At 58.5% G+C, this 14,860-nt stretch carries 4 protein-coding genes; 3 read left to right on the forward strand and 1 reads right to left on the reverse strand.

What is annotated here, in order from left to right; genetic code table 11:
- Nucleotides 1-168: 168 nt before the first annotated feature.
- From KZH41_RS21460 to KZH41_RS21470, 3 genes are read left to right on the forward strand one after another with little or no spacing between them, the layout of a single operon-like run.
- A complete protein-coding gene (locus KZH41_RS21460; protein WP_263273664.1) occupies nt 169-2,580 on the forward strand; it encodes a Tc toxin subunit A in 2,412 nt (803 codons plus the stop codon).
- A 36-nt stretch (nt 2,581-2,616) separates the two neighbouring features.
- A complete protein-coding gene (locus KZH41_RS21465) occupies nt 2,617-7,488 on the forward strand; it encodes a neuraminidase-like domain-containing protein (protein ID WP_263273665.1) in 4,872 nt (1,623 codons plus the stop codon).
- Complete coding sequence (locus tag KZH41_RS21470) at nt 7,485-12,062, forward strand: SpvB/TcaC N-terminal domain-containing protein (RefSeq protein WP_263273666.1); 4,578 nt, start codon at nt 7,485-7,487, stop codon at nt 12,060-12,062. The genes KZH41_RS21465 and KZH41_RS21470 overlap by 4 nt, the downstream gene beginning before the upstream one ends.
- A 57-nt stretch (nt 12,063-12,119) precedes the next feature.
- Here KZH41_RS21470 and KZH41_RS21475 read toward each other — a convergent pair whose 3' ends face one another.
- Entirely contained in the window at nt 12,120-14,723 is a 2,604-nt protein-coding gene (locus KZH41_RS21475) for an RHS repeat domain-containing protein (protein WP_263273667.1), read from the reverse strand.
- Between the last annotated feature and the right edge of the window lie 137 nt (nt 14,724-14,860).

A 14,860-nucleotide genomic window follows, 5' to 3' on the forward strand; every position in this document is an offset into this window, starting at 1 on the left:
GCGACGCCACTGCATCGACACTCAGTCACCGATATTTCCTTGACTCACTCACGGCTTTGGCTGACCTCGGCCCGCACAGCCTAAGTGATAGCGTCTTGCGTCGCCCATTGGATCCACCTTTGGGCTCACAGGAAGATCGATGACATGGAAACTTCAAACCGCTCGTTATTGGCCAGACTGGTGGAACGGCCCGTCCCTCCAGGCGCTGGGAAGGTCGACTTCACCACTGCCATGCATCAACTCGGCTTCACCAGCGTCTTTGACATCGTCGAGCTGCCCAAGACCGAGTTCATCCATCAACTTGCCCGCTGCAATGATGACGATGGCGCCCAAGCTTACGAAAATGCGCTGTCCTACACCACGCAGTTGCAATGGCTGTACGACCAACAACACGTGAACGCTCCAGCCCCCACGCGTAGCAAACGCGACGTGGAATCGAACGTGCCCAGCCTGCTCAACGAGGACTGGGGGAATGCCTGCCACCCCGATGCCATCGCCGCTATCGATTCGCCTGTCGCCTACCTGCGTGCGCTGTTTCTTTTTGCAACTCAGCTTGAAAAAAACGGCAGGGGAACGAAAGCCAAAATCCTCTTGAACCAACGCCGCCCAGACCTGAAAAATTTACCGATTGACCACGACACGACCTTCGCCCAGCGCCCGCTGCTGACGCTGATCGATGAGATGTTGCGCAAACAGATCAAACACCATCACCCGCAGGAGAAGTTGCACTCGCTGCTCAGTGGGCAACACTACCCCTTGACGCTGCCTTACCACCATCATCACCTTCAATGCCGCCTGGGGCTGTCGGGAACCCAGCACGCCTTGGGTGAATTGAATTATCGACTCAGCAAGCGGCTGCCGTTTGACGCTGCCGGCAGCGCACTGTATGGCACGGTCAAAACGCGCAATGGGGACGCGCAATGCCTGCTAAGCGAACTGAATCCCCAACAGCAAAAACTGTTGACGCAGCCACCCGTCACGCAAAGCACACTGTTTGAAACCTACTTTGGCAGACCCCGCGCACCGGAAAACCTTGACGACTTTCTGAAATGTACGGCGCTCGACACTACCCAGTTACAAGCGCTTCTGGCGCAAAACAGTTTCGCCCCCCATGCCTCCCGCTCGGCGCCTAAACAAACGTTGCTGACCTATGGTGCCCGCTATGTCAATGGCACAGACCGTCAGCCCAAGCTCGAGGTCGGCCAATCCGGCGACGGGGAAACTGCGAATCTACTCAATACCAGCCCCGATCGGTTCGACCGCCTGCATCGGATGATCCGCCTGCAAAAGTGGGTCGATCTACCGTTCGCCGAACTGGATACGCTGATCGTCAGCGCCATGGTGTTTGAGGGCACAGCCAACGCCGCGCTTCAGATAAGCCACACCACCCTGCGCGCACTGGGGGTCTACCGCTACCTCCGTAGGCGCTACAGGCTCAAGCCGCTGGAGTTTTCGGCGTGGCTGGATCGCCTCCCCGTGCAGGCCAGCGCCAACGAGCAACCCTTATTCGATCAGGTGTTCAATCGCACGCTGTTGTCCGGGCGACTGCTACCGCTGGACGACCAAGCCTTCGATACCCATACCCGCCAGCAGCTTTGCGCCGCGTTGGCGTTGAGTGATACGCCGGATTCGCTGCAACTGCTGACAGACGCGTTACCCAAACCTGTCGTCAGGAATATTGCCACGTACTCCGTGATCTATCGGCTGACACGCATCGCCCAGGTTTTCGGCCTTTCGGTCTTGCACTGCAAACAACTGGCCGACCTGCTCGGCCCGTCCACCTGGAGCACGCTGACCACCCCCACATTGAGCACCGAGATGGACTTTCTCGATGCACTCATGCAATTGGACTGGGCCGTCACGTGGCTCAGGGACAGTAACACCAGCGTGACGCAGTTGCGCCAGCGATTGCTGCTGGAACCCGCCACTGATAACCCGGCGCTGAAGCGCTGGGTCGACTTACTGCCAAAGGGACTTGAGGCGTGCATCCAGCAGTTCTTGGAAAACCCAGCGCCGGCCCTCTACAGCAACGAGCTCAAGCTCCACTACACGCTACATTTCAAAAAAACGGAGACTGAGCCCAACCACCTGATCCTGCTGGCGCCGGATATCAGCACGCTGTTGCCGTTGCCGGTTAACAGCGCCTCACTGCGTCAGTTGCTGCTCAACTCCCATTGGCTGGGCAGCGCTCAGTCAACCACAGGGCTGCTCGAGCTGAGCCTGGGCACACTCTATCTATTGCAGCGTTTCAGAGACTGCTGCGATACGTATGGCCTGGCACAGGACAGCCTCTTGGCGTATTTCCAGAGCGCCAACAGCAACGAGCCTCTAGCCCTCGATACTCGGCTAAGTCAATGGTTGCGGTGGGACGAAAAAGAACTGCGGGTACTCACTGAGACCTTGCCCGAACGCAGGGTCAAGTCCATGGACCAACTGGATTGGATCATGCGCTGTCGACAAGCCTGCACCATCACCCGGCTCTCCAGCCAAACACTGCTCAACACCCGCGAACTGAATAACGCCAGCGACTTCAGTAAATGGAAGCTCGTGGGCGAAGCCATCATCGCCGCACATCAATAACGGCTTACTCTCAACCACCAGACTCAAGGAATGACCATGTCTGAGACCCTCGACCAGCGCCTCAATGAAGCCTGGCGTGATGCCATGCTGAGCTACTATCTGGCTCACTGCATCAGCCCCTCCCTTAAAGACTCGTTGCGCACACCCAACGACCTGTACGACTACTGGCTGCTGGACGCACAAGTCAGCCAAGCAGTGCCAACCAGCCCGGTCGCCAGTGCGATCACCAGCCTGCAGCACTACATCAACCGGATTCACTTGGGCCTCGAACCGGGTTATGAAACCCTGGGCATGTCGCCTCACGAGACCCTGGCCTGGCAGAACTCCCTGCACACTTACCCCCTGTGGAGCGCCAGCCAGCAACTGCGCTATCACCCGCAAAACTTCCTCGACCCCACGCTGCGCGAGGACAAGAGCGAGAACTTTGAGCAACTGGAAAACGAGCTCAGCCAGCATCGGATTCAACCCGCCACCGTGCAGAATGCCGTGCAAGGCTACCTGTCACGGTTCGAAGAAGTCGCCAGCATTCAGACGCTCAATGGCTACATCGATGGCAACGTCAAACAGTGGGATACCAGCACCTATTACTTCGTCGGCAAATCCACCACCGATGAGCTCTATTACTGGCGTTCGCTGGACCTGTCCAAACGCTCCTCCGTCAAGGCTGAGGCACCTGCGCCCCTGGCCTGGACAGACTGGAAACCCATCAACCTGACGTTTCCCGCCGATACGCCCGCCCACAGTGTTCGCCCCGTGATGTTCAATCATCGGTTGTTCATTGTTTGGGCCGAGAGCATCAAGCCTGCGCCCTACCAATCCTTCAAGGCACAGGGAAACGGCAATGGTGACGACGAGGACAACGACGACGAAAAACAACGCCAGACTGAGTGGCTGAACAGCCGGTTCGTGAAGTTTCGCCTGTGTTTTTCCTATAAAAAACTGGATGGCACTTGGAGCCTTCCGCACACGGGCCTGGAAGAACACTGCGTTACGCGGGGTATCAACGCGCTCACGTCGGCGCAACTTATCAGCATCACGCAGACCGTTGCCGTAGTTGATAGCCGCTCCCCTCACACACTGTTCCTGGGGATAAGGGCCAATACGCTAAATCATGGCACCGACCACATGGGCGAATTCTTCCAGGCCATCAGTGTCGATCAGTCATTGGGTATAAAAATCGTCGCTTCAGCGGGCAGCCATGGCCGATACACGATCGTGCCGGGCTCCGACGTTGCTCAGGAAACCATCAGGTTGCTGGAAGCCTATGAGGCGACACAAAACACGCCACTGCAGAGCGCGTTGCTGGGCAGCGTCGACCCGGACAACGTATTTTCCAGCGTGTTACTCCCCCCGTTCGCCCACCAATACTTCCGCCTGTTTTTCGATATAAACAAGGACAACTTACAGTTTAAGACCCGCGTAGCGCAGGAGCAGGACATAGGAACCGTCACCTTGGCGGCTCAACAACTCGACAACGACCACCAGACGGCGTGGGACTTTGAATCCAGAAGCGAGGATATAAAGGCTGCCGATACCGCTACCACAATCTTTGATCCCGTCACCCACGAGTTCGTCTTCACCTCGAAAACCACTCGGCCCTTTCTGCAGACTTACAGCATCACCCTTGCCTCCCAGAAAACCGCGTTCAGCATTACCCTGGTCACCAAGTCTGCGTTGCATGACCCGACCTTATCCGACGTTGAACTCATCAGCGGCTCGATCATCAGGATCGACTGCGCGATACACCCCGTCGGAGACGCCACACACCACTCGATGTTCTTTAAAAACCCCAGGACCGGAAAAAGCTTTTCCAACGCCATCTATGACAAAGGCTCCATATTGTTGAACCTTGTGCCGCAGATGAGGACGATGCCGGACTTAAGAACGGGACTACAAGGTCAAACTAAGCCCGTCACTGAATACTCCCTGGCCGGGAAGTTTCTCAACAAAAATGCATTCCTCCACTTGTATACCCATCATCAGGACCCCTTCCTGGCGATACTCGACCGCTACAGCGGCTACAACTTGCCAGCGGATGAGACCGCCAACAAAAAACTGCACTTCATGAATGACCTGAGGCTTGAGTCCACCCACACTTCCATGCCCAAGGTGCGTTTCTACAAGCACGTCATCATGCAGTCCAAACTGGAAGACGTACCCACCCCGCAAGCCATCAATAACAACACTGCCCGAGTCCTTAACTTCACGGACACCGAACACGAAAGTCTGGCGGGCGCGTCCCCAGAATTAGCCGACGGGCATCTGGCGAGTGCACGGATAACGTTACCCAATGAGCAAACCGCATCAGCCATCACGGTGATCCATGGCGTCATCACACTTGAGAGTCAAGAGAACAAGGTGAGCGTTCTCGGCTATGCGCTCAAGGCTGTCAAATGCGCCCTCGGCACATCCCCTGCCGTCGACAAGCCTGCGCATTCCCCTCGTATCACGCGCCAACAGCAAGACACCGGAGAGACAGCCGAATCCATTGATTTTTCCACAAGCTTCGCCCCGAAGATCCCGGCAATTCGACTCAATACCAGCGTGGCGAGTCAATTGACCCAGGCTGCCATGCTCAGCTTCGACCCTTTGTTTTTACGATCCCCTGGGGATTGGACGGAACCGGCATTGGCTGCTGACGCCTCACGCGTGCCCCTGGACTTCCAGGGTGCGCACGGCAAAAGTTTGCGTGAACTGTTTATCTATTTGCCCTGGACCATCGCCCATTACTTCAACCAGCAACAGCAATACGCTAACGCCGAAACCTGGTTGCAGTACCTGTTCGACCCTCGCCAACCCAATGCCGGGGCGCTGAGTTCGCTGCCCAGCAACCCCGCCGAGCTGAGCTACGCCTGCCAACACCCCGAGAGCCCGCATTACCTGGCTCTCAGTTTTCCGACATACCTGCGCAAGGCGTTGTACCACCTCAATGTGGATATTCTGATCAACCGGGGCGACGCGGCCTATCGCCAGTTGAGTCCCGACAGCCTGGCCGAAGCCAAACTCTGGTACATCCAGGCGCAGAACCTGCTCGGCCCACGTCCGACGGTCACGCGCGCCGATACTTGGACCTCGCGCACACTGGAGACCCTGGCGAACACATCCTCCCAGGCAATACGCAAGCTGGAACAGCAACTCGAATACACCACGCTACTGTCCGAGCAGTGCAAAACCACGGGACAAAGCGCTTGGCTCACGGACAGCCCCTACCTGTACCGCCCGTTAAACACGCAACGGGTAGCCCGCTGGGACACATTGGAAAGTCGCCTGCATGGGCTGCGCCATCATCTAGACATTGCCAGCAAGCCGTTGCGCCAACCCCTCTTTGCGGCCCTCTTGCCCCCCACCGCCCTGCTGACGCGAAACGCACAGAGCGGCGCGGGTGGCGCCAGTGCCCTGTCGCCGGTCCGTCCTGAAGTGGGTCACTACCGGTTCCAGGTCATGCAGGGGCATGCCTTGAGCGCGGTCGACAGCCTGGCGCAGTTCGGCACCACGCTACTCACGCTGATCGAGCGCAAGGAACAGGCGCACTACCTTGAGGTGCAACAACAAAACGCGTGGCAATTGGCCGAACTGGTGCTGACCCAGCAGACCCAGGCCCTGGTCATCGACGAAAAAAACAAAGACGCACTACGTCGCAGTCGCGCAATCGCCCAAGGACGACTGGACTTCCTGGCGCATCAGCTCAGCGAAGGCATCAGCACCGGCGAAATTTCGGCCGGCCAACATTATCTGGAGAGCGCCGCCTGGGAGAGAAAAGTCGCGATTGCCGGTATGGGCGCCGGTGCCGCCATGCTCGCGCCCAATATCTTCGGTACGTCGTTCGGGGGTATGCGTTTTGAGGGCGTGTTTCAAGCCTACCAGGCCTTCGCCCAGGGCGAGGCCAACACCGCCCGCGCCAACGGTAACGAGCTGGAGCGCACCGAGCAATTCAATCGTCGTGCCCAGGAGTGGGCCCACGCCGAACAACAGGCCCGCCTGGAACTGGCCCAGATCGACGCCCTGCTGCTGGTGCATGCCGAGCAGGAAAAAGCCACTCGCCTGCAACTGCGCAGTGCCCACACCGCATTGGCCCAGGCCAAGTCAGCCTACCAACTGCTCGGCATGCGCTTTACAGGGGCACAGCTTTATCAATGGCTCACCGCGCAACTGAGCACGTTCTATTACGCACTGTATGACAGCGTCCACTCCCTGTGCCTGGCCGCTGAAGCCTGCTGGCAGTATGAGACCGCTGAGAGCCGGCAGTTCTTTCAAGGTGAAGCCTGGCACCACACCTCCCGAGGACTGTTGAGCGCTGAAAACTTGAAACTGAACCTGGTGAAAATGAACACTGCGTACCTGCAGCACACGCCACGCGAGCTGGAAATCAGCAAAACCGTGTCGCTGCGCCATCGCTTGATCGAGTGCTCAGTCATAACCGCAGGACAGGCCTCGCAAACCGCCAAAACCTGGGCCGAGCATAAGGCGGGGCTGGTAAGCAGCGGCACGGTTGGTTTTGCCCTGACCCACGCGTTGCTGGACGAGGACTATCCTGGACACACCCTGCGGCGGATCAAGCACGTCAGCGTCTCACTTCCCGCCACGCTGGGGCCTTATGAAGACATCAAGGCGACATTGACCCAAACCAGTAATAAAATTCAGATGCCTGATGGCACCACCAAAACCGACCTCAGGGCACACCAGCAAATCGCCTTGTCACGCGGGCTGGATGATGACGGCCTGTTTACCCTCAGCTTCGACAACGATCCGCGATACCTGCCGTTTGAATACACCGGAGCCATTTCCAACTGGACCCTGGAATTCCCCAACCCTGCCCAGCAAAAAGCCGTACTCGAATCGATCAACGATATTGTCATTCACCTGCGCTACACCGCCAGGGTGCCAGTGGCCAGCGGGGGCCAGGCATGAACGACGATACGCTCAACCTGCAGGTCAATACCCCGGCCCTGCCCAAAGGCGGCGGCGCCATTCAAGGCGTCGGCAAAGGCTGGGGCGATGTCGGCACCAGCGGTATGGCCACCTTTGAAATTCCCTTGCCGATTTCTCCCGCACGCAGCTATGCGCCGGCCATGTCGCTGGCCTACCACAGCAGCGCCGGTAACGGCCCCTTCGGGTTGGGTTGGGGGGTGCCCCTGCCAGCCGTCAGCCGGCGTACCTCCCATGGCGTGCCGGCCTACACCGAACACGACGTACTGGTGGGCCCCGACGCGCACATATGGCTACCCGAACGCGATGCCGAAGGTGCAATCGTCAGCCGCCGCCCGACCTCGTTCAAGGGTTTGCCACTGACCATTACATACACGGTCACCCGGCACTTTCCCAGGCTCGAAAGCCACTTCGACCTTATCGAGCACTGGCATAGTGCAACCGATACGGCAGGCTTCTGGTTGATACAAAGTGCCGATGGCAGTCAGCACTTTTACGGGAAAACCCCGTTGGCCCGGATTGCCGATCCGGACCACCCGCACCATGTGGCGCAATGGTTGTTGCAGGAAAGCCTGAATGCCCACGGCGAGCACATTTATTATCACTACAGAAAAGAAACCGATCACTCACGCTACCCGAGGGACTGTCGCGCCCAGCACTACCTGGAGCGGGTCTGCTACGGCAACTTCACCGCCAGGGAGCAGGAACAGCTTTACCTGTGGCAGACCGACGATGAGCCGGACATGGGCTGGCACTTTCAGTTGCTCTTTGACTATGGCGAACGGGCCCTTGAACTGGATCAGCGGCCGACGTTTAAGACCACTCGCAAATGGCCGGAACGGCCCGACCCCTGCTCGGATTTTTCGTTCGGCTTCGAGTTACGCACCCTGCGCTGTTGCAGCCAGATTCTGATGTATCACCACTTTCCCAAAGAAGCGCAAATGGGCGCCGACCCGGTGCTGGTCAAACGTCTGCTGCTGGAATACCGCGCCCACAGCCATGTCAGCCTGTTGACTGGGGCCCATGAGCAGGCCTTCGACCGCTCGGGCAATAGCGTGAGCCGCCCGCCGCTGGAGTGTTTTTACCAATCAAGCCAGCTCAAGGTGGACCCGAGCCGCTATCGGCCGTTTAGTTCGCTGCCCGGGCTGCATGACAGCGATCGTTATCAACTGGTCGATTTGTATGGCGAAGGCATACCCGGTGTGTTGTATCGCGCTGAAAAGAGTTGGTACTACCGTGAACCGCTCAGGGCGCAATACACGCAAACCGGCGACGAGATGATTTACGGCGCTGCCCAGGCGTTGGCGCGGGTACCGGTCGCCGACAGCACCCGGCCCATCCACCAGGCGCTGGCCGATGTGAACGGTGATGGCCGTCTGGACTGGCTGGTTGCCCAACCGGGGATGAGCGGCTTTTTCAGCCTGGACGAACAGCGCAATTGGTCAACCTTCACGCCGTTCGATGCGTTCCCGTCAGAATTCTTCCATCCCCAGGGAATACTCGCCGATTTGATGGGGGCCGGGCATCATGACGTTGCCATGATCGGCCCCCGTAGCGTGCGCCTGTATGCCTCTCGCCGAAACACCGGCTTCGCGCCCGCCATCGAGGTGCCTCATACGCTCGACGACGCTTTGCCGATCGTTTCCGCTTCGCCCAACGAACTGGTGGCGTTCAGTGATGTGCTCGCCACGGGCCAGCAGCATCTGGTGCGTATCCGCCATAACGAAGTGAAATGTTGGCCAAACCTGGGTCGAGGACGTTTTGCCCGGGGGTTTGTGTTCGCCACGTTGCCGTTCCTATATGAAACGTTCAAGGCGGCCAATGTACTGCTCGTCGACCTGAATGGAGGGGGTGCTACGGACTTTTTGTATTTGAGCGCCGCTCACCTGAGTATTTTCCTCAATAAAGGCGGTAACGGCTTCGAGGCAAAGGCGATCAACGTGCCGTGGCCAGAGGGCGTGCGGTATGACGACCAATGTCAGGTCAACGTCGTCGACGTGAGCGGCCTGGGCTGTCCGAGCCTGATCCTGACCGCCGCCCACCAGACCCGCGTACATTGGCGCTACGACTTTTTCACCCAAAAACCCTGGTTGCTCCTGCGAACCAACAACAACATGGGCGCTCAGTCCTCGATCAAGTATCGCAGCAGTGCCCAGCAATGGCTGGATGAAAAACGTGAGCGCCAAGGCAACGGCCAGCCTGCTATCTGCCATTTACCCTTTGCGCTGCTGCTGGTCAGTCAACACACGCAGCGAGACGAAATTACCGGCAACCAACTGACCCAACACTGGCGCTATCGCCAGGCTTATTATGACCGCACGGATCGCGAATTTCGTGGCTTCGGGCTTGTGCTGCAAACCGACACCGAAAGCAGCAAAGACACACAACACACCCAGGGTTTCAGCGCACCCGTGCGCACCAAAACCTGGTTTCATACCGGGCAATCCATCGACATGCCCACCCTCGGCCACAGTACTCACGACCCACAGGCCAAGGCCATGGGTCGCACGCTGGTCAGCCGATACAGGGCGACGTCCGGGGCACAGCCGCTGGATCATCACGACGACTTGATCAGCGATCCTGCGCCGTCGCTGGCACGCGAAGTGGCACGCGCACTCAGCGGCAGCGTGCTACGGGTGGAGGTGACAGCGGCGGACCCGGCGCAAGGCGCAGTGCCCTATACAGTCACGCAACAGCGTTATCTGATCCGTGAGCTGGCGCCGAACAGTGCCCATACACCCTATGCCCGGCTACTTCCATTAGCCCTGGAGTCCATCAGCTATCAATATGAAGGGGTGGAAGATGATCCCGTGTGCCAGCACCAGATCAACCTGCGCTGGGATGCCTATGGTTACCTGGTGCATGGCGTCACCCTGCACTATGCCCGCCGTACAAGCGCCAACAGCTCACCGCCCGCCGTGCTGGTCGATGAGCATCACAAGCGCTGGTGGCGCGATACCCATGACAGCGCGCAACAGTCCTATTACCTGAGCGAAACGCTGGCACAACACATTCATCTGGACGACGCACAACACTGGCGTCTGGCCTTGCCGTACCGCCAACGACAAAATACCCTGGTGCTGGGCAAAGCCCCCACGGCCTTGGGGTTAGACCTTGGGCGTATAGCCTATGAATGGTTCATCGACAACAGCGACGGGCCATTGGCCGCAGGTGCCAAGCGTGAACTGAGCAGCTTGTCGGTGCAGCGCTATCGGCAAGCCGGTAGTCTCGGTAAAACCCTGGCGCCCGGCGTCGCCACTGCCCAGGCCTTGACCGATTACCTGGAAACCGCAGAACTGAATGACAACGCGCTGGATGTTTACAAGGACATACCGGCGATGCCCAACCAACCTGCCGTTAACCTGGTGCAAAAGCTCAGCGACAGCGGCTATCACACCATGGCGTTGTTTTTTCTATTCGACGGCGAGGTGCCGCCCGAGGAAAATCGCCTGTGGTCGATTCGCCGGCACTTTCCCCGCTATGGCAAGGCCACCCAGTTTTACCGGATAAGGGCGCTGCGGGCCACCGAGGCCCATGGCGAAACAAGGCTCTACTATGACCCCTACGTGTTGCAAACCGTGCAAGTAAAAATGCCCGACGGTTGCGTGACCAAAGCCGAATACGACTATCAATTGCTGCTGCCGACAAAAATTGTCGACCCCAATGGCAATATTCAAGAAGCGCTTTACGACGGTTTCGGGCAGCTGCTCACTAACACCTTTCACGGTCACGAACAAAGTCGCAGAGTGGGTTTCGACGCATTGGAAAGCTACCGCCCGCTCAAGCATGTAACACCCGAGTTTGCCATAGAGCATGCGCAAAGCGTGTTGCAGAAAATGGCCAGCACACACTGCTACGCACCGTTCAGTTGGATGGGTGCAATCGACTTGGCCTTGGTCAAGCCAGAGTGGATCACTAAAGCCTATCTGCTCCCCAGCGGGCATATACGTATGAGCACGCGGGTACGCCTGAGCGGTCGCCAGGTGCTCAGCGGCAGCGAAAAACACCTCAAGGCGTTGATCGACAAAGCCAGCCAGACACCGGTACATGGGCTCATGTTGCAAGCCGACCGCTACCCGGACGATGCCGCCCAACAGATCCGCATGACCTTGACCTGTTGGGATGGCTTTGGTCGTACCTTGCAGACCAAGCAAAAGACTGAGCCAGGCCTGGCCAATGCGGTCGACGACCAGGGCAATCTGCTGGTCGACGAAATACCTGATACGGCACCCGGCACCTTCAAAAAACAGCTGCGCCAAGTGCAAGCCGCCCCCCGCTGGCGCGTCAGCGAGCGTGTCGAATACAACAACAAGGGCCTGGTCGTTCGCGTCTACCGCCCCTACTTCGCCGACAAGCACGCCTACGTCAACGATCAATCCATGCGCGAACTGGGCCACAGCGACCGACAATTCTACGACCCTCTCGGACGCCCGACACAGACACTGACCGCAGGAGGATTCATGCGGCGCGCCACCTATTGGGCCTGGTACACCGTCAACGAGGATGAAAACGACACGGAGGGAGCACTCCAGGTAACCCCATTGACTGAACAGTAAAGCCTGGGCCAGCGTGGCCACCTCACCGTTGCAAGGCGGCCACGCTGATCCGTTCAGTCAGTGTGTGGCCCGCCCTGAAACCCTGGCGCTGGATATTGAGCTGACCGGTTTGTAGCGACGCCAAAGGGAGGGGTCGGACCGCCAAGGGGCCTCAACCTGTTGTTTCTGGTGATAGAAAGTCACATGGCCTGGCACGCGTGATCGATGCCGATAAAGCCAGCGCAGCTCCGAACCTGCGAAAGAAGTCTCGGTCTTATTGATCACGTTGCCCATATCCAGATGATCAAGCGCAAAATGCACCTGGCGAATGCTCTGAGGGTCCGTCAGAGTCTTCAAAGCCGACTTACTGGCGCGGCTGACCAGCTTGCCCTCGAACGTACTCAAGCTCATGCCATGGTCTAAAAGGGTTTGCTCAAACGAATAGGTGCCAGAAGAATAGTCACTCACGAATTTCTTCGCGAACTCTCGGTTGGCGGCGGTCGACGTACAGCCCGCATACTTCGACTTAATGGCGTCATAGAACTGCTGTGCAACCGGTGCGCCGTGCACCTCGAGCCGTTGCTCGAACTCGTCGACGCTGAGTCTGCCCTCCCCGTACTCAATGAACGTGGAGACACTTTCTTTTTTCAACCTCGCCATCGCCGCCCCCAGCTCTTTAACCCCGAAATAGGTGACCATTGCGTCCCCGCGTGCCGTCAGCTTTGACCAGAAGCTGCGGTAGCTAGCCACGGTACTCCCCTTACCGAAAATGATATCGCCTCGACTGGGTTGAAATTGTTCGCCAAACGACGTTTGCGTGCCGTCGGCGTCCGTGAATCGCAGGGGGTTGCCCAACGTCAGCGCGTACAGATTCAGACCGTCCACATCACCCAATGGGTCCGGGCTGATCCAGCGTTGCAACCACGGCGCGTAATACCGCGATCCGTAGTAATACAACCCTGTCGCGTCGCGCTCCTTACCCGCGTAGCGGCGAATCTTATAGGTGGCCCGCTGCGTACCGTTGGTAGCCCACCACGCCGTTGCGCCATAAGGATAATAATGCTCCTGGCTCAACAACTGCGCTTGCTCGTCCAGCTCCAGTAAATGGCTATTGAGGTGATCAAGGATACTGAATTGCAACTGTTCTTCACTCATATCACTGGGGCCACCGGCCTCCCACTGCAACACCGTGACCCGGCCGCCGCCCGTATCAATGTCCAGCACGCTCAAGCGCTTGCCAGGTTGTATATGCAGGTGCAAACCCGGCAAGTAACACGTGATATGTGCATGGGGTTTCTCGGCAACCTGCTGACTTCTGATTTTGGCTGCCCGCTGGCCCTGACTGTCGTAGAGATAACTTTCCACATCAGGGTCACCCTGCTCTCGCTGCACCTGGGTCGCGTGAGTGAGTTGGTTACGCACGTTCCAGCCTAGCTGCTGGCCGCCGCCCAGCATTTGCTGATTACCGTTGGCATCAAACATCGTTGCCCATTGTTGCGGCGCACCGTCAGTGGACGACAAGGCGCGATTGCTGCCCACAGCTACATTCATGTCCCGGGTATAACCTGCTCCACTGCTCGGCACATGGCGAAGGCGTGTCAAGTTGCCATTCTCATCGTAGGTATAATGCTGGGTGTAATTGCGCCAGAGTCCGGGGTCGGTTGCACCGAACGTCATCCGCTGCGCAGTTGCCTGACCACCGCTGTTGCCGGCATTTTCCCGACCGCTGGCCTGGGTTAACTGGTACAAACTGTCGTACTGGTAACGACTGACCGCATCAATGCGAGCATTGCTGTGCCATTTAGTCGGCTGGGCCTGGTCGCTGAGGCTGAGGATGTTACCTACCGGGTCGTACTCGTATACAAGGTCCTGTAGAGGCTTGGCGGCCTCGCCCTTGCGATACACCGTCAGCTGCAACAAACGATTATCCTCAGCGGCGTATTTCGCCATCTTGGTGACGTCATTGCCCATCCGTTCGGACTCCACCAGACCGCTGGCGTTGTACACACGCTGATTCATCAACACTTGGCGCGTGCCCCCGCGTAGGGTCAGAGCAACCTCCAGCAGCCAGCCTTGTTGCCCATAGCGCCTGTGCCGGCGATTGCCCTTGGCGTCGATCTGCTCCAACAGCGCCCCCAGGGCATCGTAGCGCCAGGTCGTGGTATGGGCGTTGGGCTCTAGCTGTTCGGCTTGATTCTCATCGCTCGATGGCCAGTCAACTGTCGAAGTATCCATGCGAAACCGTCGCGTCTGCTTGATGACGCTCCCACCGACCCCGTACTCACCCATCAACAAAACACCGGCCGGGTCCGCATGACGAATCAGTCGACCACAACGGTTGCCGGCCACCTCGGCGGGCTCGGCTGCCGCATAAGTCAGGCGCTCGACACAGCGCCGCGCAAGCTGATCCGCCGCTTGTTCGAAGATGGCCAAAGGGCGCACCTGGGGATCGTACTCATAACACTGGTGAGAGCCTCGGGCGTCCCAGCGCTCCAGCACTTGACCGCCCACGCCCAACAGTGACATCTGCCAGCCGGCGTCCACACTGTCGGTACGCAGCAATTGCCCCGAGAGGCTGTAATACTGGCGCTGATTGGGGCTGACGGTGGCCGGTGCCGACTCACTCAGCGCGTGCAGCCGAGGGTCCCACTGTTCCAGCAGCCAACCTTGGCTGCCAAACACCCGACGGCCGATACGTGCGCGGGGCTGATCCTGGGAGGTGTCACGATGGTAGGCCACACTGCGGACCGCCAAGCCACGAGGGTCAATGGCCGATAGCGTGGGCGTATGTTGGTGTAGCAGATAAGACATGGCGCAAT

Source organism: Pseudomonas sp. YeP6b (assembly GCF_025642995.1).
Taxonomy (GTDB): domain Bacteria; phylum Pseudomonadota; class Gammaproteobacteria; order Pseudomonadales; family Pseudomonadaceae; genus Aquipseudomonas.

What these genes read in the sequence shown, in the direction of transcription:
- KZH41_RS21465 (WP_263273665.1), top strand. Translation starts at nt 2,617, where the DNA reads ATGTCTGAGACCCTCGACCAGCGCCTCAATGAAGCCTGGCGTGATGCC.
- KZH41_RS21470 (WP_263273666.1), top strand. Translation starts at nt 7,485, where the DNA reads ATGAACGACGATACGCTCAACCTGCAGGTCAATACCCCGGCCCTGCCC.